The organism is Janthinobacterium sp. 1_2014MBL_MicDiv (assembly GCF_001865675.1).
In the GTDB taxonomy this organism is placed as follows: Bacteria; Pseudomonadota; Gammaproteobacteria; order Burkholderiales; family Burkholderiaceae_D; genus Janthinobacterium.
In genome coordinates, this window is record NZ_CP011319.1 from 858,099 (window position 1) to 884,765 (window position 26,667).

Sequence of the window (26,667 nt, forward strand, 5' to 3'; positions counted from 1 at the left end):
GCCATGGGCGTGCAGGATTCATCAGCCTGTCACTGTATGCTGCACATTTGCGCTTGCGCAAGGTGCCCACCGCGATTCTATGGCTATGTTTTTGCCAGTCGCTATATTTTTGCACTGCAGCATCCGCGCCAAAGTAGATGCAATGGCAATGATGCCCTTGTTCCAAGTCGCCTACCAAAGGAGTGTCCGCATGGACCTAGTAATCCGCAATGCCAGCCTGCCCGACGGGCGCCGTGCCATCGATATCGCCATCGAGGACGGGCGCATCGCCGCCGTCGGCCCTGCCTTGCCCGTGCAAGGGGCGCAGGAAATCGACGCCGAAGGCGACCTGGTCACGCCGCCATTCGTCGACGCCCACTTTCACATGGACGCCACGCTCAGCTACGGCTTGCCGCGCGTCAACGCGTCCGGCACCCTGCTCGAAGGCATCGCCGTCTGGGGCGAGCTGAAACCGCAGCTGACGCAGGACGCACTGGTCGAACGCGCCCTCCAGTATTGCGACTGGGCCGTGGCGCGCGGCTTGCTGGCCATCCGCTCGCACGTGGATATCTGCGACCCGCGCCTGCTGGCCGTGGAAGCGCTGCTCGACGTCAGGCGCCAGGTGGCGCCCTACCTGGACTTGCAGCTGGTGGCCTTCCCGCAGGACGGCATCCTGCGCAGCGCGGGCGCCTTCGACAACCTGAAACGCGCGATCGCCATGGGCGTCGACGTGGTGGGCGGCATCCCGCATTTCGAGCGCACGATGGCCGATGGCGCGGAATCCGTGCGGTTGCTGTGCGAATTTGCCTGCGAACGGGGGCTGATGGTGGACATGCATTGCGACGAGTCGGACGACCCGCTGTCGCGGCATATCGAGACCCTGGCCTTCCACAGCCAGCGCCTCGGCATGCAGGGCAGGGTGACGGGCTCGCACCTGACGTCCATGCACTCGATGGACAATTATTATGTGAGCAAACTCCTGCCGCTGATCCGCGAGGCGGGCGTGGCGGCCATTGCCAATCCCCTCATCAACATCACCCTGCAGGCGCGCCACGACACCTATCCGAAGCGGCGCGGCATGACGCGCGTGCCCGAGATGCTGGCCGCCGGCATCCCCGTCGCCTTTGGCCACGACTGCGTGATGGACCCGTGGTACAGCCTCGGTTCGGGCGACATGCTGGAAGTGGCGCACATGGGGCTGCACGTGGCGCAGATGACGGGCCAGCAAGCCATGCACGACTGCTTCCTGGCCGTCACCGAGACGCCGGCCGCCATCCTCGGCCTGGACGGCTACGGCATCGCGCCCGGCTGCCATGCGGACCTGGTGATCCTCGACTGCGGCTCCACGGTGGAAGCGTTGCGCCTGCGCGCGGCGCGGCGCCTGGTGCTACGCCGCGGCAAGGTGCTCAGCGAAGCGCCGCGCGCGGCGTCGCGCCTGCACCTGCCGGGCCGCCCGGACAGCGTGAACTTCCGCCTGGGGCGCTGACCCATGGATGCGCGTGCCACTGGACGGCCCAGCGCAAATCCCCGACAATCGTTGCACACTTTTGCTGCTGGAGCCGCACCTTGAAAGAAATTGACATCCGTCCCGCCCGGGAATCCGACTTCGACGCCATGTGGCCGATCTTCCAGACGCTGGTGGCCGGCGGCGACACTTATTCCTTCCCCGCCGACACCTCGCGCGAAGAGTGCCACGCCTACTGGTTCGGCCCCGGCGTGCAAAGCTTCGTCGCCGTGATGGGCAGCGAGCGCCTGCTGGGCATGTACAAGCTGGTGGCGAACCAGCCGGGCCATGGCGCGCACGTGGCCAATGCCTCGTTCATGGTCGATCCGGCCGCGCAGGGCGTGGGCGTGGGCCGCATGCTGGGCGTGCACTGCATGGAGGAAGCGCGCCGCGCCGGCTACCTGGCGATGCAGTTCAACTTCGTCGTCAGCACCAACCTGGCCGCCGTCACCCTGTGGAAAAAGCTGGGCTTTACCGTGGTCGCCACCCTGCCGCTGGCCTACCGCCACGCGCAGCTCGGCTATGTCGACGCCTACGTGATGTACCAGCTGCTGACCGACCCGATGCAGTGGCCGGCATGAGCGGCGCCATGACAGAGTCGATGACGGTCATCGAGACGCCCCGTCTGCGCCTGCGCACCGCCACCCTGGACGATGCGGCCTTTTACATGGAGCTGGTCAACGATCCGTCGTGGATCGCCAATATCGGCCAGCGTAACATCCACACGCTGGAGGCGGCCCGCGCGGCGCTGGAAACGGGCCCGATGGCGCAACAGCGTGAGCTGGGCTATTCCTTTTACATCATTGAACTGCGCAGCGAGGGCTTGGCCATCGGCATGTGCGGATTGATCAAGCGCGCCACCATGCCCGGGCCTGACATCGGCTACGCGCTGCTGCCGGCGCATTGCGGCCAGGGCCTGGCCTGGGAGGCGTCAGCCGGCGTGCTGCGCCACACCCGCGACGTGCTGCGCGTGCCCACCCTGTATGGCCTGACTTCGCCCAGCAACCAGCCCTCGATCAATCTGCTCAACAAGCTTGGTTTGCGCTTCGAGCGCTTTTCGCGCCAGCCGCTGGGCGGCAAGGATTCGAATATTTACCGTCGCGATTTTTTGCGTACAGATGCGTGAAAAATAGTATTTGAAAACTGGCCGCTTTTGCAGTGGTGGCAGGCCGTCTTTGTTTTTATAGTGGACTCACCGGTGGAAGACCGCCGGACTATAAAAATGGAGACTCGTGATGAAAATCGTTACTGCTATTGCATGGGGCGGCGTCATGTCCGCCGCCTGCGTGTCGATGTCGGCGGCATCGGCGCAAAGCTGCTCGGTGCCGGTGCTCAAGGTGCTGGCGCAAAAAAGCCTGGGCCTGACCGTGATGGAAAAGACCCTCGCCGAGTATGAAAAGAAAAACGGCACCAAGGTGCAGATCAGCTATTTCGGCGAAAACGACCGCCGCTCCAAGGCCCGCCTCGACGCCTCCACCAAGGCCGGCTCCTACCAGATCTACTACATCGATGAAGCCAACGTGGCCGAATTCGCCACGGCCGGCTGGGTCGTGCCCCTGCTCAAATACCTGCCCAAGGATGCCGATTACGACGACTTCCTGCCTGGCCGCCGCGCCGTCGCCTCGTACAAGGGCGTGGCGTATTTCGCCCCCCTGATCGGCGGCAGCGACTTCCTGTTCTACCGCCGCGACCTGCTGGAAAAGGCCGGCATCGCCGTGCCGAAGACGCTCGACGAGCTGGTCGCCGCCGTGAAAAAACTGAATAGCCCGCCGAATGTCTACGGCTGGGCGGCGCGGGGCCAGCGCGGCTCGGGCATGAATGTCTGGCGCTGGGCGCCGTTCATGCTGGCCGCCGGCGGCAAGTGGGAAAGCAATGGCGTGCCGACCTTCAATTCGCCGCAGGCCGTGAAGGCCACCACCCTGTACCGCGACCTGTTCAAGTATTCGCCGCCGGGCGGCGCCACCTACGACTGGAGCAATGCGCTCGAAGCGTTCAGGTCGGGCAAGGTGGCCTTCATGATCGAGTCGACGCCGTTCGCCGACTGGATGGAAGACCCGAAAAAATCCTCGGTGGTCGACAAGGTCGGCTATGTGCGCCCGCCCGCGCCGCTGGCGTCGGCCGCCTACGGCCACGGCCTGGCCATTTCCGCCACGGGCGCGAAGGATGAATGCACGCGCCAGGCGGCCGGCAAGTTCATCGCCTGGGCCACGGGCAAGGAACAGGAGCAGGCGCGCCTGAAGGACAACGTCTTCAGCGATTACAACCGCAGCAGCACCATCGCCAGCGACTACTTCCGCAAGCACGTCAAGCCGCAGATCCAGGCCGGCCTGACGGACACCACGCCCGTCTCGCGCGTCACCATCTGGCCCAGCCCCGAGTGGCCGGACATCGGCGACAACCTCGGCGTCGTGCTGGAGGAGGTGTTTACGGGCACGCGCGGCGACGTGCAGAGCGCGCTCGACGAAGCCAACGAGTACGCCACGGACGTGATGCAGCGGGCGCAAAAAAGAAAGTAATCCCCATGCCGTGTAGCCGCCGCCCGCCAAGGTGGCGGCACAGTTTTCTGTGCCTGACAGTCCGTTGCGAGAGTCTCTCCTATGCCGCACTCCATCCGTAAACAACGCCATACCTGGCTGCCGGCCGTGTTCCTCACGCTGCCGCTGCTGGTCCTGCTGGTACTGGGCCTGGTGCCCAGCATCGCCGCCATCAACCTGGCCCTGCAAAACCGCGTGCTGCGCTACAGCGACAGCGACTACGTGGGCTTTGCCAATTTTCTCCGCCTGTTCGGCGACCGCCGCTTCGTCAATGCCGTGCAGGTGTCGGCCATCTGGGAAGTGGTCACCGTGGCCGGCTCGCTGATCGTCGGCGTGCTGCTGGCCGTGTTCCTGTTCGAGAGAATCAAGGGCCGCACGCGGGACGTCATCGCGCTGCTCCTGATCGTGCCGGTGCTGCTGCCGCGCGTGTCGGCTGCCTTCATCTGGAAGTTCATGTATTCGCCGCTGATGGGCATCCTCAACTGGCTGCTCGAATGCGTGGGACTGGGCGGCAGCGCCTTGCTGTCCGACCCCGCCACGGCCCTGTATGCGGTGGCGCTGGTCGACATCTGGCAGTGGGGCCTGTTCTTCGGTGCCGTCATCCTGAAACTGCTGGAAACCCTGCCGGCCGAACCGCTGGAAGCGGCACGCCTCGACTACGCCAGCACCGTGCAGGTGTATGCGTACATCGCGCTGCCGATGCTGAAGGTGCCCATCATGAGCCTCGTCTTCATCAAGATGGTCGAGTCGCTGCGCTCGTTCGACCTGATCTACGTGATGACCAAGGGCGGCCCCGGCATCTCCACCGAAACCCTGGACATGTATGCGTATGCGCAGGGCATCGGCCTGATGGGCAAGGTGTCGTACGCGTCCAGCATGGCCGTGCTGATGATGCTGGCCACGACTGTCATCTTCACCTTACTCTGGAAGCGGGTCGCCAAATGGGAAAACTGACCAAGAACACCCTAAGCAAACCTACCGCGCAGCGCGATTTGCGGCCTTCGATGCTCACTGTGCATGCGCACAGCTCCGCTTCTCGGCCACAACTCACACCTGCTCGCAACGGTTTTGTCAGGTGTCTTAGGGGGCTGCGCACCCTGGGCGGCGTTGGCGCCGTCACCACCACCGCCATCACCACGGTGATCGTGCTGGTGGCGCTGTTCCCCATCCTGTGGGCCGTGCTCAATTCCTTCAAGGAGCTGATGGACATCGTCACGCCCGTGCCGCGCTTTTTCTTCAGCCCGACCCTGGCCAACTACAAACAGGTGCTGGCCAGCCCGGAAGTGCTGACGGGATTGGGCAACAGCGTGGCCATCGTCGGCGTGGCCGTGCTGCTGGGCGCCGTGCTGGGCGTGCCGGCCGCGTATGCGATCGCCCGCTATCCGATCCCGGCCAAGAAGGATATCCAGTTCTTCCTGCTGTCCCTGCGCTTCCTGCCGCCGGTGGCCGTCGCCATTCCGCTGATCTCGATCTGGATCGACCTGGGCCTGTACGACTCGCGCCTGTCGATGGTGGTGACGTATCTGCTGGTGACCCTGTCGACCATCATCTGGCTGTCGATTCCCGCGTTTGCCCGCATCCCGAAGGAGATCGAGGAAGCGGCCGCGCTCGACGGCTACGGTCCGTACCAGGTGTTCTGGCACGTGGCCCTGCCGGTGGCATCGAAAACCCTGATGGGCGGCATCGTCTTCAGCTTCGTGCTGGTCTGGAATGAACTGATGATCGCGCTGGCGCTCACCTCGTCGAAGAGCATGACCCTGCCCGTGGTGGCGTCGGCGTTTACCTCGATGGGCCAGGAAGTGCCGTGGGGCGTGGTGAACGCCTCCACCGTGCTGCTGGCGCTGCCGCCGCTGCTGTTCGTCGGCATCCTGGGACGGCTGCTCAACTCCATGCTCAAACATAAATAAGGAAGGCTATCATGCAAGCACTCGTACTGGAACAGGCGGAAAAAATCACCTTGCGCGACATCGACGTGCCGCTCCTCGTCGGCCCGCGCGACGTGAAGATCAAGGTGCACACGGTGGGCATCTGCGGCAGCGACGTCCACTATTTCAAGCATGGCAGGATCGGCCCCTTCGCGGTCGAGGCACCCATGGTGCTCGGCCACGAAGCTTCCGGCGTGGTGGCCGAGGTGGGCGAGGAAGTGACGCACCTGAAAGTGGGCGACCGCGTCTGCATGGAGCCGGGCGTGCCGCAGTTCGACTCGCCCGCCACCATGCGCGGCCTGTACAACCTCGACCCCGCCGTGCGCTTCTGGGCCACGCCGCCCATCCACGGCTGCCTCACGCCGTATGTCGTGCATCCTGCCGCGTTCACCTTCAAGCTGCCCGATAGCGTCAGCTTCGGCGAAGGCGCCATCGTCGAGCCGCTGGCCATCGGCCTGCAGGCGGCAAAAAAGGCGGCCATCAAGCCCGGCGACGTGGCCGTGGTGATCGGCGCCGGCACCATCGGCGCCATGAACGCGCTGGCCGCGCTGGCGGGCGGCTGCTCGCGCGTGATCCTGGCCGACCTGGTGCCGGAAAAGCTGGCCCTGTTTGCCGGCAATCCGGCCGTGACCACGGTCGATGTGCGCCACGCCAGCCTGGCGGACACCGTGCGCGAGGCCACCGATGGCTGGGGCGCCGACATCGTCTTCGAAGCCAGCGGCAGCATGCGCGCCTATGACAACATCACCGACCTGCTGTGCCCGAACGGCTGCCTGGTGCTGGTCGGCATGCCGCCGGATACGGTGCCCTTCGATATCGTCGCCATCCAGGCCAAGGAAGTGCGCATCGAATCCGTGTTCCGCTACGCGAACATCTTCCCCCGCGCCATCGCGCTGCTGGCCTCGGGCAAGATCGACGTGAAGCCCTTCATTTCGCGCACCTTCGGCTTTGCCGATGGCGTGCAGGCGTTCGAGGAGGCGGCCAAGGGCCACCCGCACGACGTCAAGATCCAGATCGAGCTGGCCTGAACCAGCCCCCAAGAAAGCGGAGACAAGACCATGGCAAATATCACCTGCAGGCAGCTGCACAAGACTTATGACGAGAAGACGGCCGTGCTGCAGCCGTTCGACCTGGAGATAGACGACGGCGAATTCATCGTCCTGCTGGGGCCATCGGGCTGCGGCAAGTCGACCCTGCTGCGCATGATCGCGGGGCTGGAAGACATCAGCGGCGGCGAGCTGCTGATCGGCGGCGCCGTCGTCAACGACTTGCCGCCGCGCGCGCGCAACGTGGCGATGGTGTTCCAGAACTATGCGCTGTACCCGCACATGACGGTGTACGACAATATCGCCTTCGGCCTGCGCCGCCTGAAGGTGCCGAACGACGAAATCGAGCGCCGCGTGCGCGAAGTGGCGGCCATCCTCAGCCTGGACAGCCTGCTTGACCGCAAGCCGCGCGCCATGTCGGGCGGCCAGCAGCAGCGCACGGCCATCGCGCGCGCCATGATCAAGACGCCGCAGGTATTCCTGTTCGACGAACCGCTGTCGAACCTCGACGCCAAGCTGCGCGCCCAGCTGCGCGCCGACATCAAGCGCCTGCACCGCCGCCTGCGCACCACCACCCTGTACGTCACGCACGACCAGCTCGAGGCGATGACCCTGGCCGACAGGGTGGTGCTGATGAAGGGCGGGCATATCGAGCAGATCGGCACGCCGGCCGAGCTGTACAACCACCCGCGCACGCTGTTCGCGGCCGGCTTCATCGGCACGCCGGCCATGAATTTCATCGATGGCGTCATCGAAAAAGAGAACGGGCAAACGGTGCTCGTGTGCGCCGGCTACCGCTGGCCCTTGATTTCGCCCCGCTTTGCCGCGCTGCCAGCGGGGGGACGCGTGGTTTTCGGCCTGCGCCCGAACCATTTGCGCGCGGCCACGCAGCTGGAGCAGCGGCAGCCGCAGGCGGGCAGCCATGGCCTGGCGTACGCGGTCGACCTGGTCGAGCTGCTGGGGGCGGAGGCGCTGATCAGTTTTCAGTGCGGCGCCCTGACCCTGTCGGCCCTGCTGCCGGCGAATGCGGCCAACAGCGCGGCGCAGGTGGGGCAGAGCCTGGCGCTGGCCTTCGACGAGGAGCACATGCACCTGTTCGACGCCGACAGCGGGCTGGCAGTGGCCGCCGGCTGACGTCGCGAGGACGTTAGAATAGGGTGACCGAGACCGTGCAAGGGAACTGCCGTGACGCCTGACCTGGAACTGATCCACAAACCGATCCACGAATCGTTTCGCGCGTGGGCGCACGGCTATCCGCACGCGGTGGCGAAATGGCATTTCCATCCCGAGTACGAGCTGCACATCATCACCACGTCGACGGGGAAATTCTTTGTCGGCGACCATATCGGCAGTTACGCGCCGGGCAACCTGGTGCTGACGGGGCCGAATTTGCCGCACAACTGGGTCAGCGAGCTGGCCGAAGGCGTGACCTTGCCCGCGCGCGACCTGGTGCTGCAGTTTTCCAGCGATTTTATCGAGCGCTGCGCGCTGCTGTTTCCGGAAATGGCGCCGCTGAAAACCCTGCTGGGCGAGGCGGGCAGGGGCTTGCAGTTTCCCGATGCGCTGGGCCTGCGCCTGGCGCCGCTGATGGCGGAACTGACGACGGCGCAGGGCCCGCGCCGGGTGGAACTGTTCGCGCGCCTGTTCGGCGACCTGTGCGACTGCCGCGAACGCAGGCCCCTGGCCAGCGTCACCTACCTGGCGCAGGCGGGGCGCTACATGTCCTCCACCATCAACCTGGTGCTGGCCTATATCAAGCAAAACATCACGCTCGATTTCTGCGAACAGGACGTGGCCGACGTGGCGGAGATGAATACGCTGAAATTCACGCGCTTCTTCCGCAAGCACACGGGCACCTCGTTCATCCATTACGTCAACCAGGAGCGCATCGCGCTGGCCTGCGAGCTGCTGATGAACACGGACATGAAGGTCACCGATATCTGCTACCGCACGGGCTTCAACAACCTGTCCAATTTCAACCGCCAGTTCCTCGCCCACAAGCAGATGTCGCCGTCGAAATTCCGCTCCTGCCTGCACATGAACATGCCCGAGTCGTTTTCCTGACGGCCGGCTTTTTACTTTTTTTATGGAACCATCGTGACTTATCTCGGTATCGATATCGGCACTTCCGAAGTCAAGGCCATCCTCACCGATGACGCGCAAACCATCCTCGCCAGCAGCGGCGTGACCCTGCGCGTGTCCAGCCCCCATCCGGGCTGGTCGGAGCAGAATCCCGAGGACTGGTGGCACGCCACGCTGGACGTGATCGCGGCCATCCGCAGCGCCCAGCCGGTGGCGTTTTCCGGCTTGCGCGGCATCGCGCTGTCGGGCCAGATGCATGGCGCCACCCTGCTCGACAAGCAGCAGCACGTGCTGCGCGCGGCCATCCTGTGGAACGACACGCGCGCCTTTGCCGAGTGCGTGGAACTCGAGGCGCTGGTGCCCGAGTCGCGCGCCATCACGGGCAACCAGGCCATGCCCGGCTTCACGGCGCCCAAGCTGCTGTGGCTGCAAAAGTACGAGCCGTCGCTGTTTCGCGCCATCAGCAAAGTACTGCTGCCGAAGGATTACGTGGCCCTGCGCCTGACGGGCGAGTGCGTCTCCGACATGTCCGACGCGTCCGGCACCTTGTGGCTGGACGTGGCCAGGCGCGACTGGTCCGAACGCATGCTGGCGGCGACAGGACTGACGCGCGAGCACATGCCGCGCCTGGTCGAAGGCAGCGCCGTCGCCGCGCAGGTACGCCCGGCCCTGTGCCAGGAATGGGGCATCGCGCACGCGGTCGTGCTGGCCGGCGGCGCGGGCGACAACGCGGCCGCCGCCGTCGGCCTGGGCGTGGTGGAACCGGGCGCCGGCCTGCTGTCGCTGGGCACGTCCGGCGTGCTGTTCGCGGGCAGCGATGGCTTTGCGCCGAATCCGGGCCAGGGCGTGCATGCGTTCTGCCACTGCCTGCCCGGGCGCTGGCACCAGATGAGCGTGATCCTCAGCGCCGCATCGAGCCTGGCCTGGGTGGCGCAGCTGACGCAGTCGCACGACATCGGCGCCCTGGTGGCGCTGGCCGAAGGCGTCGAGGCGCGCAAGGCGCCGCTGTTCCTGCCTTACCTGAGCGGCGAGCGCACGCCGCACAACGACGCCACGGCGCGCGGCGTGTTCTTCGGCCTGGCCACGGAGCACGGCCGCGCGGAACTGGCCTACAGCGTGATGGAAGGCGTGGCCTTTGCCATGGCCGACGGCAATGCGGCCCTGCGCAGCGCCGGCACGCAGCTGAGCGAGGCTTCGTTCGTCGGCGGCGGCTCGCGCAGCCGCTTCTGGGCCCAGTTGTGTGCAAATGCGTCCGGCCTGAACGTGCTGCGCCACGACCATGGCGCGGCGGGCGGCACCATGGGCGCGGCGCGCCTGGCGCAGATGGCCGTGACGGGCTTGCCGCCCGCGCAGGTGTGCACGCGCCCGCCCGTGCAGGAGACGGTCGCGCCGCAGGCGTCCGGCGTGCTCGATGAGCGCCTGGCCCGCTACCGGCGCCTGTACCCGCTGCTGCGCGAGGAATTCGCGGCGGCGGCCGCGGCGGCGCGCTAGGCGCAACGGTGATCCATGGAATGGTCATCCAGTTAACATTGACTTGTAATTTGTTGTTTCTATGTTGAAAGTGTTTCGCTAGCGCAAGCGCCGCTTGGTTTTTCACGGGGGGCGCGGCATGATTTGCGCATGCGGTGAGAATTGGATAGTTTTGGCGACTATTTTTGTTGCCATCCTGTTCTTGCCGCCGGGAGAAATACATGCAACTCGCGAATCTGAAAATCTCCGTCCGCCTGGGTCTGTTAGGCGCCTTTTTCTTTCTTGCCCTGGTCTTCGTCGGCGTGCGCGGCTGGAGTGCCCTCGACGCTGCCAGCGCACGCGGCAGCGAGGCCATGCAGCGTTCCGTCGCCCTGACGGAAGCGGTCGACGCGGCGCGCAGCGCCCAGGTCGAATTCAAGATCCAGGTGCAGGAGTGGAAGAACATCCTGCTGCGCGGCGGCGATGCGGCCGCCTTCCAGCGCTACCGCGAAGCATTCGTCGCCAGCGGTGCGCAGACGCGCAAGGAGCTGGCCAGCCTGCAAGCCATGATGGCGGCACTCAAGCTCGATACGGCGCCCGTGGCGCAAGCCATGCAGGCGCACGATGCGCTGGGCGTGAGCTACCTGGCGGCCCTGCAAAAGTATGACGGCGCGCGCGCCGACAGCGCGCAGGCCGTCGATGCGCTGGTGAAGGGCATGGACCGCGAACCGACGCGCCAGATCGACGCCATCGTCGCCACTATCGGCAAGCAGTCGCACAGCCTGATGGCGCAGATGAAGGAAGCGGATGCGGCCGCGCACCGCAGCGCCAGCATCGCCATGCTGGCCACCGTGCTGGTGACCCTGATCATCGGCAGCATCACCGTCTGGTGGCTGATCCGCAGCATCACGCGTCCCCTGAGCGCGGCCGTCGGCATCGCCCAGCAAGTGGCGGCCGGCGACTTGCGCGCCGTGGTGGCGGACGGCAGCCGCGATGAAATCGGCGACCTGCTGCGGGCTTTGAAGGCGATGAGCGGCAACCTGGCCGCCATCGTCGGGCGCGTGCGCACCGGCACGGACGCCATCGCCACGGCCTCGGCCGAAATCGCCAGCGGCAATATGGACTTGTCCTCGCGCACGGAGGAGCAAGCCAGTTCGCTGGAAGAGACGGCCGCCTCGATGATCGAACTGACCTCCACCGTGCGGCAGAATAACGACAATGCGGACCAGGCGCGCCAGCTGGCCGGCGGCGCATCCGACGTGGCGCAGCGCGGCGGCGAGGCCGTGGCGCAGGTGGTGCGCACCATGAGCGATATCAATGCCTCGTCCAAGCGCATCGTCGACATCATCGGCGTCATCGACGGCATCGCCTTCCAGACGAATATCCTGGCGCTGAACGCGGCCGTGGAAGCGGCGCGCGCGGGCGAGCAGGGGCGCGGCTTCGCCGTCGTGGCCAGCGAGGTGCGCAACCTGGCGCAGCGCTCAAGCGATGCGGCGCGCGAGATCAAGGCGCTGATCGGCGAATCCGTGCGCACGGTGGAAGAAGGCAGCGTGCTGGCCGGCCAGGCGGGGCGCACGATGGAGGAGGTGGTGGGCAGCGTGCAGCGCGTCAACGCCATCATCGGCGAGATCGCCGTGGCCAGCGTCGAGCAGCGCGACGGCATCGAACAGATCAGCATCGCCATCAGCCAGATGGATGGCGTGACGCAGCAGAACGCGGCCCTGGTGGAACAGGCCGCGGCCGCGGCGGACGCCTTGCAGCAGCAGGCGGCCAGCCTGGCCGACGCCGTCAGCATCTTCAAGCTGCAGCCGGCATCGGGCACGCACGCGCCCATGGCCGGCCCCCGCGTGGCGCAGTCCCGGGTCCTGTCGCTGAGCTGAGGCGCGCAGCCGCCGCGCCGCTTGACGCCAGTCAAGCGGCGTCCGATCAGGCAAATATTGCGCCGGAATTCTTATACTATTTCCTTTCCGCATGTATCTGCGCCCGGCCAGACGGCGCGCGTTGCAAAGGAAAGCCATGTCCTCCATCTCCTGCCTGCCGGGTGACGCATGACGACGCTGCTGCTGGCGCTGTGCCTGTGCCTGGCCGTGGTGCTCAGCGTGTTGCTCGCTTGCCAGTGGCATGCGGCGCGCGCCTGGCGCATGCGTCATGCCACGGGCGTCGTGCTGCAGGCGGCGCAGGCGCGCACGCTGGCGCTGCTGCATGCGCTGCCGGCGGCCGTCGTCGGCACCGACCATGAGGGCATCGTGGAATACCTGAATCCGCGCGCCAGCGCCATGGGCGGCAGGCTGCCCGACGACGGCCTGGGAATGCCGGTGACGCAGCTGCTGCCGCTGTTCCATGACGGCACGCCCATCGATGCGGCGCGTCAGGTGCGCGATTGCGTGGCGCGGCAGGAAGTGCTGGAAGTAGCGCGCGGCGCGGTACTGCTGCGCCATCTGGACGGCAAGCGCATCGACGTGCAATACAGCTGCGCGCCGCTGGCGAAGGGCGGGGCCGTGCTGCTGCTGCACGATGTGTCGGCGCGCCGACGCGCCGAGCAGCAGCTGGAATTCATCGCCCACCACGACGGCTTGACGGGGCTGCCGAACCGCCTGCATTTCCAGATCCGCTTCGAGCACGGCATCGCCTATGCGCGCCGCCACCAGGGCTTGCTGGCCGTGCTGTTCGTCGACATCGACCGCTTCAAATCCATCAATGACAGCCTGGGACACGACGTGGGCGACCAGGTGCTGACGGAATTCGCGCGCCGCGTGCAGCAGTGCGTGCGCAAGGTCGATACGGTGGCGCGCCAGGGCGGCGATGAATTCATCATCCTGCTGACGGAGCTGCGCACGGCGCAGGATGCCGAGCGGGTGGCCGAGAAAATCGTCGGCGCCATTGCCGCCCCCTTCGTCATCGGCGAATACAGCCTGGCGGTGGCGGCCAGCGTGGGCGTGGCTCTGTATCCGGACGACGACGACGACGTCAATGCGCTGATCGAAAAGGCCGACCTGGCCATGTACGCGGCCAAGCGCCACGCGCCCGGCACCTGCCTGCGCTATGCGGCGCGCATGCAGACGCAGTCGTATTCGCGCACCATCCTCGAGACGGCGCTGCGCCATGCGCTCGAGCGCGACGAATTCGTGCTGTATTACCAGCCCAGGATGAACCTGCGCACGCGCAGCATCACGGGCGTGAAGGCGCTGCTGCGCTGGAAGCATCCGGAGCTGGGCCTGATGATGCCGCTCGATTTCCTGCACGTGCTCGAGGAAAGCGCGCTGATCCTGCCGGTGGGCGCCTGGGTGCTGGCCACGGCCGTCGGGCAGGCGCGCAGCTGGATCGCGCAGGGGCAGCCGCTGACGGTGTCAGTGAGCCTGTCGGCGCGGCAGTTCTACCAGCGCGACATCGCGCGCAATTTCGCCGCCGCGCTGGAGGCGGCCGGCGTGCCCGGTCACTGCATCGAACTGGAAATCGCGGCCGCCATCCTGATCGACCGCAGCCAGAACTGCGAACTGATACTGCGCCAGTTCCGCCAGCTGGGCATGGCGATTGCCATCAGCGATTTCGGCACGGGCGACGCTTCGCTGAACTACCTGAAGCGCTTCCCCACGGACGCCGTGAAGATCGAAAAGTGCTTCATCGACGACCTGGGCAAGCCGGGCGGCGACGGCGCCATGGTGCGCGCCATCGTGGCGATGGCGCGCACGCTGGAATTGCGCACCATCGCCGGCGGCGTGGAGAACGGCGAGCAGCTCGAGCTGCTCGCCGAGATGGGCTGCGACGAGGCGTTCGGCTATTTCCTGGGCCGCGCCATGGCGCCCGAAGGCATCGAGGCGCTGCTCAAAAGTGGCGAAGCCATTCAGAACTTGTAGCGCAGCGACAGCATGGCGTTGCGCGGATCGCCGTAGTAGCCGCCCAGGCCCGTCGAGTAGTATTTCTTGTCGAAGACGTTGTTGACGTTCAGGGTCGCCAGCAGCTGCGGCGTGACCTGGTATTGCGCCATCAGTCCCGCCACCGCATACGCTTTCTGCGTGAAACGTTCGCCATGCGGCCCGCGGTCGTCCATGTAGATATCGCTTTGCCAGTTCACGCCGCCGCCCAGCACCAGGCCAGGCAGGCCCTGCGCCAGGCGCCAGGTGGTCCACAGCTTGGCCATGTTCTGCGGCTGGTTGGTCTGGATGCGCTCGCCGGAGGCATTGCGGATGCGGCTATAGGCATAGCTGGCCGTCAGCTGCCAGTCGGGGCGCAGCTGGCCCGATACTTCCGCCTCGAAGCCGCGCGTGGTGGCGCCTTTCACCGTGTGATAGGCGTAGGAGCCGCCGCCCGTGCCGATGATCCAGACATTGCCCGGATCGGCTTCGGCCAGGTTTTCCTGGCGCAGCTGGAACAGGGCCGCGCTGGTGGTGAGTTTGCCGCCGAAGAATTCGCCCTTGGCACCCACTTCGTAGTTCTTGCCCTCGAGCGGCGCCAGGAAGCGGCTGTTGACGTCGCGCTGGCTTTGCGGCGTGAAGATGCTGGTGTAGCTGGCGTAGGCCGACCAGTGCTGGCCCAGGTCGTAGACGAGGCCCGCATACGGCGTGATCTTGCCGTTTTCGCGCATGGCGTCGTACAGGTCCGTGTCGTTGAAATAATCGCTGCGGATGTCGCGCTTCCAGTATGACAGGCGCGCGCCGAGGATCACCGACAGCGCATCCGTCGGGCGCAGGCGCAGGGTCGAATACACGCCGCTTTCCCGTTCCTTGTCGTACGAGCTGCCCAGGCGCGTGCCGCTGTAGTCGGGCACCGGCATGGCGCCATTCCAGTGATGGATATCCGGCACCGTGTAGGTGTAGCCGTCCAGACGCCAGCCCGGATAGATGGGGCCATTCGTCTTGAGTTCAGAGGCGCTCACGCCCAGCACCAGTTCATGCTTGCGGCCGAAAGCCTGGAACGGGCCGCTGACATAGGCGTCGAGCGAGGTTTGCTGCGGCTTGCTGTGCCAGTTGGCCAGCCACAATCCCATGCCGCCGCCCGTCACGCGGTCCGGGTAGCCATTGCCGGAAAAGCCCTGCAGGGCGTCGTACCGGTTGCTGCTGCGGCTGACGGCCATCTTGGCGATCCAGTCGTTGTCGAAATAATGCTCGAGCGTGGCGAACAGCATGCTCTGCTCGCGGTCATACGTGCTCCAGGCGGCCGTGCCGTTCATGGCGCGGGGAAAATGGGTCTGCGTGCCGTCGCTGTAGAAGATGGGGAAGTCGCGTCCCGCGCCTTTCAGCTTTTCCTTCTGGTAGTTGATGCCGGCGCTGAGCACCGTCGATGGCGTCAGGTCCGCTTCGACGATGGCGTACAGCACGTCCTTTTTCTGCCGGTAGCGGTCGATGAACGAGCGCTGCTCTTCGTGCGCGGCGACGATGCGCGCGCGCACCTTGCCGTCGGCCGTCAATGGCGTCGAGACATCGCCCTCGATGCGGTAGCGGTCCCACGAGCCCAGCTGCGCGCCGGCCGTGGCGGCAAAGCTGCGGCCCGGGCGCTTGCGCACCAGGTTGACGGCCGCCGACGGGCTGCCCGTGCCGCTGATCAGGCCCGTGGCGCCGCGGATGATCTCGACGCGGTCGTAGATGGCCATGTCGTAGGTGCGCGCTTCCAGGTTCTTGCTGGTCGGGATGCCGTCGAACATGTACGAGGTCACTTCGAAGCCGCGTGAAAACACCTGGTCGTATTCGCGCGTGCTCGAGGAATGGTCGACCGTGATGCCGGGCGCCTGCACCAGTACGTCCTGCAGGGTATGCAGGCCCTGGTCTTCGATCTGCTGGCGCGTGATGACGCTGACGGCTTGCGGCGTTTCGCGCAGCGACAGGTTCAGGCGCGTGGCGCTGGTCAGGCCCGCGTAGCCGCGCTTGCCTTCCGTGGTGCCGTCGCGCAGGGCGCTGGAACTGACGGCCACTTCATCCAAGGTGGCGGCGATCGGCGCGCCGGTGGACGCGCTGCCCGCCTTGCGCAGCACGTAGCTGCGTTCGCCGCTGGGCAGCGCTTCCAGGCCCGTGCCGGCCAGCAGGCGGGCCAGCGCCTGCGGCACCGTGTAGCTGCCGCTCAGGCCCGGCGTGCGCAAGCCTTGCAGCAGTTCGGCCGCCGCGCCCACGCTCACTTTCGCCTCGATGGCAAAGCTGGCGATGGCGGCCGACAGCGCGCCGGGCGGCACGCTGAAACTGACCTGGGTGGCCGCTGGCGCGGCGGCATCGGCCGCCATGGCCGGCGCCTGGGCCAGCGACAGCAGGAACAGGGCGCCGCCGACGGCGCGCGCGAGGGGAGTCAAACGAGCTTGGTGCATGGTATTGCCTTTCCGGTGGAATGTCGTTGCAAGATGTCGTTGCAATACCCACAGGACAGGCCGGGGCGAAAAAAGGGGCCAGCTTTTCGCGATTATTTTTTGCGGGCCGCGATGGTGACCCAGTACGGCGTGCGGTACAGCACGTCGACGGGCAGGATGCGCGTGAGGCTCTCCAGCACGGCGTCGGTGTCGTCGAGCTGGAAGGCGCCCGACAGGCGCAGGCCCGCCGCCTGCGGCTCCACGCGCAGCAGGCCGGGACGGTAGCGTGATAATTCGGCAGCGAAGGCATCGAGGCGCATGTCCTGTGCCGCCAGCATGCCGCGCGCCCACGCGTCGGCCTGCAGCGGCGCGGGCGCAGGCAGGCTGGCGTGGCTGGCGTCGAAACGGCTTTGCTGGCCCGCCATGACCGTGCGCACGGTGGCAGAGGGCGCGCGCGGGGTGATTTCCACCGCATGTTCGAGCACCGTCACGCGGCTGCCGTCGTCATCGACGCGCACGGTGAAGCGCGTGCCCAGCGCGCGGATGCTGCCATGGCGGGTGGCGACGATGAAAGGGCGGCTGCCCGCGTGGTCGGGGCGCGTCTGCACCAGCAGTTCGCCGCGGCGCAGGGTCAGCAGGCGTTCGTCGGCGCCATACGCCACATCGACGGCGCTGTCCGTATTGAGCACCAGCGTGCCGCCATCGGGCAAGGACAGCTCGCGCCGTTCGCCCACGCCGCTGCGGTAATCGGCCAGCAGTTCGTGGCGCACCAGCAGCCAGGCGGCCGGCGCCGCCATCAGCGCCAGCAGCACCTGCATGGCGACGCGGCGCCGCGGCCGGCGCAGCAGGGGCGCGGCCAGGTCCGGCGGCAGCAGGCCGGCCGTCTGGCTCACCTGCTGTACCCTGTTCCAGGCGCGCGCATGTTCCGGGTCGCGCGCGCGCCATTGGGCTGATGCCGCCAGGTCGTCCGATGTGGCCTGGCCCGATTGCTCGAGCAAATACCATTCGACGGCCTGGCGCGCCACCTTGCGCGACAGCGGGGGACATGGTGGAGCGACGCTGTTCATGCCAGCAAGTCCGGCGCCAGCAGCACGCATTCGGTCAGCGCCTCGGCCATGTAGCGCTTCACGGAGCGCTCGCCGATGCCCAGCTGCGTGGCGATTTCCGCATACGCATGGCCTTCGATCTGCGCCATGATGAAGACGGCGCGCACCTTCGGTTTCAGGCCGTCGAGCATGGCGTCGACCGCTTGCAGCGCCTGCAGGATTGCCGCGCGCTGTTCGGTCGATGGCACATGGTGTTCGGGCAGGGCCGCGAGCGCGTCCAGCCACGCGCGTTCCAGCGACTGGCGGCGCAAGTGGTTGATCAGCAGGTGTTTGGCGACAGTGGCCAGGTAAGCCTTCGGCGCGCGCAGGGCCGGCGTTTGCGGCTGCGATGGCGCGCCGGCCAGCAGGCGCGCAAAGGTATCGTGCATCAGGTCGGCGGCCTCGGCAGCATTGCCCAGGCGCCGCTGCAGCCAGTGCGCCAGCCAGCCGTGGTGCGCGCGGTAGTGGCTTTCCAGCTGCGTCGGCAGCAGGGGAGTGGGCGCGAACGGACTGCCTGGCATGGTGGAGAGAACCTTAATGCAAATAAGAATTATTCTCATTTTAGCTCGGTGGGCGTGCCGGCGCAATGCGCTGTTGCTGTGCCGCCACGCGGGCGGCACAGGACTAGCGTTACAACAAGGCCAGCGCGATGGCGGCCAGCACGGCCGCGCCGCCGATGAGGCGCGCCAGGCGCATGGCCTGGTGCGGGGCGTAGGGCAGCAGCCAGATCAGCAGCAAGCCGCAGCCCGTCAGGCTGCCGACCCAGTAGACGAAGCCATAGCCGCCGCCGGCGATATGCATGGCCCAGGCCAGGCCGGCCGCCAGCGCCAGCGACCCCGTCCACTGCAGGCGACGGCGCAGCGGCGCGGGCGGTTCGGCGCCGCGGCCGTGCAGGTCCGCGTAATGGCGGTCCATGGCCAGGCACAGCGAGGACAGGCCCGCATAGCACAGGGCGAAGACGAGGAAATTGGCCAGCAGTTCCATCATGCGGCCTCCATCGTCGTTACCGGCTTGGCCGCATCCGCTGCTTTTTGCGCCTTGGCCGCCTTCGCGGGCAGGGGCTTGAGCTTGTATGCCGCATACGCGAGGCCGAGGCCCAGCACCAGCACCACCAGGTCGAAGGCGGCCACCGCCACGGGGCCGCGCCCCAGGAACAGGCTCGCGCCCAGGTGCGAGCCGCTGGTGAAGACGTTCAGTACGGGCAGGGCGCAGAACAGGAAGGCGCCCACGGCCAGCTGCATGCGCCACATGGCGCGCGAAGGCCGCAGTTGGGCGACGATGGCGGCCAGGGCCCAGGCGCCGAAGAAGCAGGCGATTTCCTCCTTCGGCCGGTCTTCCATCGTCACCGACAGCAGGCGGTTGGCCCAGAAGTAGGCGCCGAAGGCGATCGGGATGCCGGCGATGGCGCCGATATTGAGCGCTTCCACCAGGCGCAGGCCGAAGCTGGGGCGCTTGCCGGCGGCCAGCGCCTTGGCCTGCTTCTGGCGCGTCTTGACGGCCCACAGCAGCGCGCCCGTGGCCACCATGGCGCAACCGGCCAGGCCGGACAGGAAGAACAGCGCGCGCAGCAGCGGTCCGCCGAAGCGGGCGATGTGCAGGCCGTACATCACGCCATGCGTGGCGGCCGCGCCGGGCAGGGCGTCGCCGTCGGACGACAGCAGCTTGCCCGTGACGCCATCGAATTCCATCGACGGCTGCTTCGACGAGATGTCGCGTCCGGCCGCGCGCGACAGCGAAATGGTGGCGTTGGCGTCGCCCGGGTTGTTCACGGAGATGCGCTCGACCTTGCCGCCCCATTGCTGCTCGGCCTGGCGCACGAGCGGCGCCAGCGGCGTCAGGGGCGCGGCCACGCCGGCCGCCTTGCGCTCGTCCGAGCGGCCCGGGAACGCTTCGGCGAAGAAGGCGTCCTGGTCGCCCTTGTAGGCGGCCGTGGCGCCGGACGGCATGTACAGGAACATCAGGGTCACCAGGCCCGTGTAGGTGATCATCAGGTGGTAGGGCAGGGCCAGCACGGCCGTCACATTGTGCGCATCGAGCCACGAACGCTGGCCCTTCTTCGGCCGGAAGGTAAACAGGTCCTTGAAGATGCGCTTGTGCGTGACGATGCCGCTGATGATGGAAACCAGCATGAACATGGCGCAGAAGCCGACGATCCAGCGGCCCCAGATAGCCGACATGTAGTGCAGGTCGAAATGCAGGCGGTAGAGGAATTCGCCGCCGCGCGTCTCGCGCGGCTTGGACAGCACTTCGCCCGTGGCCGGGTTGGCCATTTCGCTATGGAAGTTGCCGCGCCGTCCACGCTTCTTTTCGCCCGGTTGCGACGGCTTGCTCCAGCCCAGCTGCGTGGCGGGGTTGCGTTCGCCGGGCAGGCTGATGAACCAGCGCGTGGCGCCCGTGGCGCGCTCCTGCATGGCCTGTTGCGCGACGCTGGCCGCTTCCTCCGTCGTCACCTTGCTGGCGGCGGCGCCGTGCAGCTCGGGCTGCATCCACAGCGTGATTTCATTGCGGTAGTAGCTGGCCGTGCCGGCGCAAAACACCAGCAGCAAAATCCAGCAGACGAGCAGGCCGGACCAGGTGTGCAGCCATGCCATCGACTGGCGGAAACCTTCTTTCATGCGAGACTCCAGGATAGTGCGTCCATCCAGTGCAGGATGGCGGCGATGACGGCGGCGGGAATCGCCAGGCCCAGCCAGGCGCGCAGCGCGCTGGCCGTGGCGAAGACCCACATCACGGCGCAGGTGTAGATGGCAAACGACAGCAGCGTGGCCGTCATGACGGCTTCCGAGCGGGCCATGGGCAGGCTCACCGACAGCAGCATGGTGACCAGCGCCGCCAGCAGGTAGCCGCCGGCGATGGCGGCCACGCTGCGCGAGGCCACGCCGAGGCGGTACAGCGCCGCGGCGGACAGGCGCCGGCGCGCAGCTTTTTCAGTCGTTTCAGTTTCGGTAGTGGCAGGCGCTTGCATGGTCAGCCGTGATCCTTGCTAGGGGGCAAGGCCGCAGGGGCCGGCAGCGGCGCCGCGCCTTGCGGCTGCACCAGGCTCAGGGTGGTGACGTACATGGCCTTGTCATAGTGCTCGTCGCCACGCTGGCCGGCCGTCTTGTCCGTGTGCTGCACTTCCAGCACATACGTGCCTTTCCAGGGCAGCGGGAAGCTGACCAGGCCCTGCGCATCGCTGTACGCTTCCTTCGCCCAGCCCGACTGCACCACGGCGTTGACCTTGGCTTCTGCCAGCGGCTTGCCTTTGTAGCTGACCTGGAACTGGCCAGCTTTGCCGGTCGGCACCAGGTCCAGCGTCAGCGCGGCGGCCTGGGCTTTGCTGTCGGCGACGAGGCGCGCGGCGGGAATCCACACGGTGCGCGTGGCCTTGCCATCCTTTTTCTCTTCCCACGACGGGTAGTTGCGTTCCTCGACGATGATGCTTTCGCCGGGCGCCACCTTGCCGTTCAGCGCGAAGGCGCCCGCCTGCTTGCTCGCCTGCAGCGGCTTGCTGCCCCTGGCCGAGATCCACGTGACCTGGCCGATGCTGAACTTGTCCAGCTGGCCGGGCGACGCCTCGCGCAGGTTGTCGCCGAATTCGCCGAAGTACACGTGGGCCGCCTGGCCGTTCTGTTCCAGCCAGATCTGGTGGGCACTGGCGCTGCCGGAGACGATGGCAGCGCCCAGCAGGGCGGCGGCAAGGGCGCCGCGGCGCGCGATGGAAGTGATGTGCATGGTGTATCCCTTATCTTGTTATATGAAACGGAAAATCGGCCGCGCTCCTGTGGGAAGGCGGCCGGCTGGGTGCATCAGTACTGGTAACGCAGGTTCAGCGCCACGCTGCGCGGTTCGCCGTAATAGCCGCCGTTATAGAAGCCCACGCGGCGGAAATAGGTCTTGTCGAACAGGTTGTTGACATTCAGGGTGGCCGCCAGCTTGGGACTGATCTGGTAGCGCGCCATCAGGTTGGCCAGCACGTAGCTGCCCTGGCTGACCCGCGTCTTTGTCCTGTTCGGCAGGGTGGCCGTCGTGTAGATCTCGTTCTGCCAGTTCAAGCCGCCGCCGATGGTCAGATTCTGCAGCTGGCCCGGCAGGCGGTAGGTGGTCGAGACGCGCAGCATGTTGGTCGGCTGGATGGTATTGGTCAGCACGCCCTTGCCCGTCTTCGACTTGCTGTGCGTGTAGCCGGCGAACAGCTGCCAGCCCGCCAGCGGACTGCCCGATACTTCCGCCTCGTAGCCCTTGCTCTTCGTGCCCTTGCCCGTCGAGACATACGGCCGGCTGCCGTCCGGCAGCACGAAGCTCAGCGGCACGGACGCATCCTCTTCGCCCAGGTTGTCCTGCTTGGCCTGGTACACGGCGAACGAGCCATTCAGGGCGCCGTCGAAAAATTCGCTCTTCACGCCCGCTTCCACGTTGCTGCCCGTGATCGGGTCGAGGAAGGCGTTGTTCTTGTCCTTCAGGTTCTGCGGCTTGAACAGGTCCGTGTAGCTGGCGTACAGCGAGGTGCTCTGGCTGACGTCGAGCACCACGCCCGCGTACGGCGTGACGACATCGTCCGTCTTGTAGGCGGAGCTGCGCTTCACGAAGGCGCCTTTAGTATCGTAGCGGTCGTTATACGTTTCCCACTTCGAGATGCGCGCGCCGGCCAGCACCTTCAGATTGTCCATGACGTTGATGCGCGTGGCGATGAAGGCACCCGACTGCTTGGTGGTGGCGACGTCGCGCGCGCCCGTGCGCAGCATGGCTGGTTCCGGCACGTCGCCCGTCCAGTGGCGGAAGTCGGGGATGGTGGTGGCGAAGGGCAGCGGGTCCTCGAACTGCGTCTCGTTCGTCGTGCCGACGCGCTTCCAGCCGTTCACGCCCAGTACCAGGTCGTGTTGGCGGCCGAACAGGGGGAAGGTGCCGTTGGCCGACAGGTCGAAATTGTCCTGTTTTTCATCGTAGGGGAAGGCGCTGCTCCACACGGCCAGGCCCGAGCCGTCGCGGTTCGGATAACCGCTGCCGCCGTAGAACAGCTTGCCGTTCGAGGAGCTGTCCAGGCGGCCATAGGCGGCCTTGACTTTCCAGTCGTTGGCGAAGCGGTGCTCGAGGTAGACGTATTTGTTTTCGAATGCGCGTTCCCAGCTGCTCCACTTGGCCGCCATGTTGAACGAGCGCGGCATGTTGGCCGGCGTGCCGTCCGAGAAGAACAGGGGCGTGGTGCCCCAGCTCGTGCCTTTCGGCGTGTTCTTTTGATAGTCGATGCCAGCCGTCAGCAGGGTGTCCGGCGTCAGGTCCGCTTCGACGATGACGGCGCCCACCAGCTTGCGTTCCTTGTACAGGTCGAGGTGGGAATGGCGGTTCTGGCCAGCCACGACGACGCGCCCGCGGATGCTGCCGTCCGCATTCAGCGGCGCGCTGACGTCGCCTTCGAGCCGGACCTTGCTCCAGGAGCCGACGGTCAGGCCGGCCGAGGCGGCGAACTCCTTGCCCGGGCGCTTGTGCAGCATGTTGATGGTGGCCGACGGGTCGCCATTGCCGCTGACCAGGCCCGTGGCGCCGCGCACGATTTCGATGCGGTCATAGATGGCCGTGTCGAACAGCGCATTGGCGCCCGAATTGACGGCCACGCCGTCGATCTGGTAGTTGCCGATGGAAAAACCGCGCGCCGAGAAATTGGTGCGTTCGCTATCGTTTTCCTGCACCGTCACGCCCGTCGACTGCACCAGCACCTCGGCCAGGCTGTTCAAGCCCATGTCGTCCATGCGCTGGCGCGTCACCACCGAGATCGATTGCGGCGTTTCGCGGATGGACAGGCCCATGCGCGTGGCCGTGGCCATCTGTTTGGTGGTGTAGGAACCCGTGTTCTCGGTCGACGCCTTGTCCTGCTGGCCCAGCACCTTGATTTCGCTCAAGGTGGCTTCATCGGGCCTGGCTGGGGCTTCCGCAGCCAGCGCCGTGCCGGCGCCCAGCGCCGCCGCCAGCAGGGCCGAATGCACGGCGGCGGCCAGCGGGCGGAGGTGCAATGCCGGGATTGCGGGAGTCATCGTGGCGGCAACGGTGCCGGCCAGCGAACGTGTTCGTGCCATGAAGCATCCTTCTTTTCGTGCGCCCGCCGTCGTGCGGCAAGGCGTGTAGTGGTATGGGGGGAGCTTGCTTGGCGGTGATGCCTGGCTGGCGCAGCGTGTCATTCAGCCGCGCACCAGCCAGGCGACCGGGTGCGGACTCTCGCGAGAGTCCAAATGTGAATGAGAACTATTCTTATTATAGTGCGGGGTTGCGAGACATGCAAGAGTGCGATGTTGTAAACGAGAACGGCCACCGCATTGTTGCGGTGGCCGTGCGTCGGCCCGGCTGGCGGGAGCTTACAGCTGGCCGCGCAGGGTCAGCATGGCGTTGCGCGGTTCGCCATAGAAGTTGGAGCCATAGGCGGCCCACACGCGCGTGTAGTATTTCTTGTCGAACAGGTTGTTCACCGTCAGCGACAGCTCCAGTTTGGGACTGAGGCGGTAGCCGGCCTGCAAGCCCACCGTCGTGACGGGACCCTGCTCGAATTTCACGGGGCCGTTCAGGCGGTACATGCTGCTGACGCTGCGCAGGCCGCCGCCCACGCTGATCTTGTCCAGCGCGCCGGCCAGCCGGTAGGTGGTCCACACATTGAAATTGTGGCGCGGCGCGATGAAGGTGTACAGCTGCGCCTTCTGGTCGTCGCTGCCTTCGAGGGTGCGCGTGCTGGTGTAGGAATAGCCGCTCGTGATGTTCCAGCCCGGCAGGGGACTGCCCCTCAGCTCGGCTTCCATGCCCTGGCTGCGCATCTTGCCGGCGCCGATGGAAAACAGCGGGTTGGCCGGGTCGGGCATGACGCGGTTTTCATCTTCCATGCGGAACAGGGCCGCATGCGCGTTGACGTTCTTGTCGAACAGCTCGGCCTTCAGCCCCAGCTCGAACTGCTGGCCCGTGCGCGGCTTCAGGGTTTGACCGGCCGCGTCCGTGGTGCTCTGGGGCGAGAAGATGCGCGTGTAGCTGCCGTAGGCCGACAGCTGCCTGTCGAGCTCGTAGACGAGGCCCGCGTACGGCGTGAATTTCGCCTTGATGGTGTTGCTGACGTCGGTGAACTGGTTGAAATACGCGTTGCGGTTGACGGTATGGTTGTCCCAATGCGTCAGGCGCCCGCCCAGGTTGACGGCCAGCCGGTCCGTCGCCTGCAGGCGGGTGCGCGCGTACAGGCCGAACTGTTTGGTGCGGTTGTCATTGCCGTTGGAGAAAGTATAGCTGGGCTGCGGCACATTGTTATCCGGGTGGAAGACGTTGATCGGCGCATTGTTTCCGCCGCCATACCGGAAATTCTTGTGCACCTGGCGGTAGTCGGCGCCCACGATCAGGTCGTGGCTGCGGCCGAAGGCCTGGAACGGCGTGGCCAGGTAAGCGTCGAGTCCCTGCGTCTTCCAGTGGCTGCGGTAGTTCCAGCTGATCAGGCAGCTGTCGCCCGTGACGGGATCGGCCGAGCAGTCGGACCAGCCGAAGTTGCGCGACGGTTCATCCTGCTCGCGGTACAGGGCGGTGACCTTGAACTGGCCGCCGTTGTCCAGCTTGTGATCGAGTTCGGCAAAGTATTCGGTGACCTTTTCCGTGATGTGGTTCCAGGCCGGGTCCAGGTAGGTCGAGCGCGGCACGTCGAGCAGGCGCCCGTCTTCATGGGCGGGCAGGCCGAAGGCGGGGCGGCCCCTGTACTGCTGATGGGTGATGCCGCCCGTCAGCACGGTGCCCGGCGCCACGTCGACGGCGACGGTGCCGTACAGCAGCGGTTTTTCCGCATACACATGGTCGACGAAGGAGCGCCGGTGTTCATAGGCGGCCACCAGGCGGCCGCGCACCCTGCCATCCGCGCTCAGGGGGCCTGTCACGTCCGCTTCCGCGTAGTAGCGGTCCCAGGAGCCTGCGCTGAGCACGCCGCTGGCGGCAAAGGTGTCGCGCGCGCGCTTGCGCACCAGGTTGATGGTGCCGCCCGGGTCGCCCGCGCCCTGGAACAGGCCGGCGGGGCCGCGCAGCACTTCCACCCTGTCGTAGATGGCCAGGCCGAAGCCGGCCGACAGGTCGTTGCCCGTGCTGGCCGGTGTCATCACGCCATCGACCTGTACCGAGTCGAGCGCATAGCCGCGCGAATAAAAGTTGCCATGGTTGCCGCCCGTGCTGCTCGCTTCGACGGTGATGCCTGTCACGCCGCGCATGGCGTCGTCCAGGCTCAGCAGGTTCTGGTCGTTCAGCTGCTGGCGCGTCAGCACGGAGACGGACTGGGGAATTTCGCGCAGGCTTTGCTGGCCCTTGCCGATGCTTACCGCCTGCGCCGCATACGATTTCGTCAGTTCAGTCTCCGCATTGGCGTCCTGGCGGGCGCTGACGGTGATTTCCGCCAGGGTCGCCACCTTGCCCGTGGCGGCGGGCGCCGGGCGGATGATGACGCTGTTGCCGTCGATGCTGGCGGCCAGGCCGCTGCCGGCCAGCAGGCGCTCGAGGCTGTCGGCCACGCTCAGGGTGCCGCTGACGGCGGGCGCCGTCTTGCCGGCCACGAGTTCGGGGGCGAACAGCAGTTGCAGATTGGCTTGCCGCGCCAGTTCATTCAGGGCCTGGCCCAGCGGCTGGGCGGCGATGGTCAGTTTAACGGTGGGCCAGGTTTGCGCCTGCGCCAGGGGAAGAGTGCCCAGGGCCAGCATGGCGGCCAGGGCGAGGGGGGCGGGTGTCAGATTGCAGCGGTGGGACCACATGTTGCATTTCTCCAGGTTAATTTGTTGTCGATTAACGAGGTAGACGCAGCAGCGGCGGAAATCCTCACCTGC

Annotated in this window: 20 protein-coding genes and 1 pseudogene; 12 read left to right on the forward strand and 9 right to left on the reverse strand. The window is 66.5% G+C overall.

What is annotated here, in order from left to right; genetic code table 11:
• The first annotated feature begins 190 nt into the window (after window positions 1-190).
• The 12 genes and pseudogenes from YQ44_RS03730 to YQ44_RS03785 all read left to right on the forward strand — a co-directional run bounded on the left by YQ44_RS03730 (window position 191) and on the right by YQ44_RS03785 (window position 14,373).
• On the forward strand, window positions 191-1,465 hold the full coding sequence (locus tag YQ44_RS03730) for an amidohydrolase family protein (RefSeq protein WP_071322235.1): 1,275 nt from the start codon (window positions 191-193) through the stop codon (window positions 1,463-1,465).
• 80 nt (window positions 1,466-1,545) lie between these two features.
• Window positions 1,546-2,064, forward strand: a complete 519-nt coding sequence (locus tag YQ44_RS03735) for a GNAT family N-acetyltransferase (protein WP_071322236.1) — start codon at window positions 1,546-1,548, stop codon at window positions 2,062-2,064.
• Window positions 2,065-2,072: 8 nt separating this feature from the next.
• Complete coding sequence (locus YQ44_RS03740; protein ID WP_232251045.1) at window positions 2,073-2,609, forward strand: GNAT family N-acetyltransferase; 537 nt, start codon at window positions 2,073-2,075, stop codon at window positions 2,607-2,609.
• A 145-nt stretch (window positions 2,610-2,754) separates the two neighbouring features.
• On the forward strand, window positions 2,755-3,999 hold the full coding sequence (locus YQ44_RS03745) for an ABC transporter substrate-binding protein (RefSeq protein ID WP_156895002.1): 1,245 nt from the start codon (window positions 2,755-2,757) through the stop codon (window positions 3,997-3,999).
• 81 nt (window positions 4,000-4,080) lie between these two features.
• Window positions 4,081-4,971: a carbohydrate ABC transporter permease gene (locus YQ44_RS03750; RefSeq protein WP_071322238.1), complete on the forward strand. Its 891-nt coding sequence runs from the start codon at window positions 4,081-4,083 to the stop codon at window positions 4,969-4,971.
• A 50-nt stretch (window positions 4,972-5,021) separates the two neighbouring features.
• A complete protein-coding gene (locus YQ44_RS03755) occupies window positions 5,022-5,924 on the forward strand; it encodes a carbohydrate ABC transporter permease (protein WP_083411634.1) in 903 nt (300 codons plus the stop codon).
• A gap of 11 nt (window positions 5,925-5,935) precedes the next feature.
• Complete coding sequence (locus YQ44_RS03760) at window positions 5,936-6,970, forward strand: NAD(P)-dependent alcohol dehydrogenase (RefSeq protein WP_071322239.1); 1,035 nt, start codon at window positions 5,936-5,938, stop codon at window positions 6,968-6,970.
• A gap of 30 nt (window positions 6,971-7,000) precedes the next feature.
• Window positions 7,001-8,101: pseudogene (locus YQ44_RS03765) on the forward strand (ABC transporter ATP-binding protein); the annotation flags it as partial.
• A 72-nt stretch (window positions 8,102-8,173) separates the two neighbouring features.
• Window positions 8,174-9,052: an AraC family transcriptional regulator gene (locus YQ44_RS03770; RefSeq protein ID WP_071322240.1), complete on the forward strand. Its 879-nt coding sequence runs from the start codon at window positions 8,174-8,176 to the stop codon at window positions 9,050-9,052.
• A gap of 33 nt (window positions 9,053-9,085) precedes the next feature.
• Window positions 9,086-10,561, forward strand: coding sequence for a xylulokinase (gene xylB, locus YQ44_RS03775; RefSeq protein ID WP_071322241.1), 1,476 nt, complete (start codon window positions 9,086-9,088; stop codon window positions 10,559-10,561).
• A gap of 200 nt (window positions 10,562-10,761) precedes the next feature.
• On the forward strand, window positions 10,762-12,399 hold the full coding sequence (locus tag YQ44_RS03780; protein WP_071322242.1) for a methyl-accepting chemotaxis protein: 1,638 nt from the start codon (window positions 10,762-10,764) through the stop codon (window positions 12,397-12,399).
• Window positions 12,400-12,567: 168 nt separating this feature from the next.
• On the forward strand, window positions 12,568-14,373 hold the full coding sequence (locus YQ44_RS03785; protein WP_083411636.1) for a putative bifunctional diguanylate cyclase/phosphodiesterase: 1,806 nt from the start codon (window positions 12,568-12,570) through the stop codon (window positions 14,371-14,373).
• Here YQ44_RS03785 and YQ44_RS03790 read toward each other — a convergent pair.
• The 9 genes from YQ44_RS03790 to YQ44_RS03830 form a co-directional block, all read right to left on the reverse strand.
• Window positions 14,361-16,808, reverse strand: a complete 2,448-nt coding sequence (locus tag YQ44_RS03790) for a TonB-dependent siderophore receptor (RefSeq protein ID WP_071322243.1) — start codon at window positions 16,806-16,808, stop codon at window positions 14,361-14,363. The two genes, YQ44_RS03785 and YQ44_RS03790, sit on opposite strands and share 13 nt — an antisense overlap.
• A gap of 92 nt (window positions 16,809-16,900) precedes the next feature.
• Window positions 16,901-17,854, reverse strand: a complete 954-nt coding sequence (locus YQ44_RS03795; protein ID WP_071322244.1) for a FecR domain-containing protein — start codon at window positions 17,852-17,854, stop codon at window positions 16,901-16,903.
• Window positions 17,851-18,393 (reverse strand): sigma-70 family RNA polymerase sigma factor, encoded by a 543-nt coding sequence (locus tag YQ44_RS03800; RefSeq protein WP_071322245.1) that lies wholly within the window; start codon window positions 18,391-18,393, stop codon window positions 17,851-17,853. Before YQ44_RS03800 ends, YQ44_RS03795 begins: the two co-directional genes overlap by 4 nt.
• 109 nt (window positions 18,394-18,502) lie before the next feature.
• Complete coding sequence (locus YQ44_RS03805) at window positions 18,503-18,859, reverse strand: DUF3325 domain-containing protein (RefSeq protein WP_232251046.1); 357 nt, start codon at window positions 18,857-18,859, stop codon at window positions 18,503-18,505.
• Window positions 18,856-20,487 (reverse strand): PepSY-associated TM helix domain-containing protein, encoded by a 1,632-nt coding sequence (locus tag YQ44_RS03810; RefSeq protein ID WP_071322246.1) that lies wholly within the window; start codon window positions 20,485-20,487, stop codon window positions 18,856-18,858. Before YQ44_RS03810 ends, YQ44_RS03805 begins: the two co-directional genes overlap by 4 nt.
• Window positions 20,484-20,837 (reverse strand): DUF3649 domain-containing protein, encoded by a 354-nt coding sequence (locus YQ44_RS03815; RefSeq protein ID WP_071322247.1) that lies wholly within the window; start codon window positions 20,835-20,837, stop codon window positions 20,484-20,486. Before YQ44_RS03815 ends, YQ44_RS03810 begins: the two co-directional genes overlap by 4 nt.
• Window positions 20,838-20,839: 2 nt before the next feature.
• Complete coding sequence (locus tag YQ44_RS03820) at window positions 20,840-21,586, reverse strand: DUF4198 domain-containing protein (protein WP_071322248.1); 747 nt, start codon at window positions 21,584-21,586, stop codon at window positions 20,840-20,842.
• 74 nt (window positions 21,587-21,660) lie between these two features.
• Window positions 21,661-23,922 carry a TonB-dependent siderophore receptor gene (locus tag YQ44_RS03825; RefSeq protein ID WP_198043868.1) on the reverse strand — a complete coding sequence of 754 codons (2,262 nt, stop codon included), beginning with the start codon at window positions 23,920-23,922 and terminating at the stop codon, window positions 21,661-21,663.
• Between the two features lie 276 nt (window positions 23,923-24,198).
• Complete coding sequence (locus YQ44_RS03830) at window positions 24,199-26,595, reverse strand: TonB-dependent siderophore receptor (protein ID WP_083411638.1); 2,397 nt, start codon at window positions 26,593-26,595, stop codon at window positions 24,199-24,201.
• Between the last annotated feature and the right edge of the window lie 72 nt (window positions 26,596-26,667).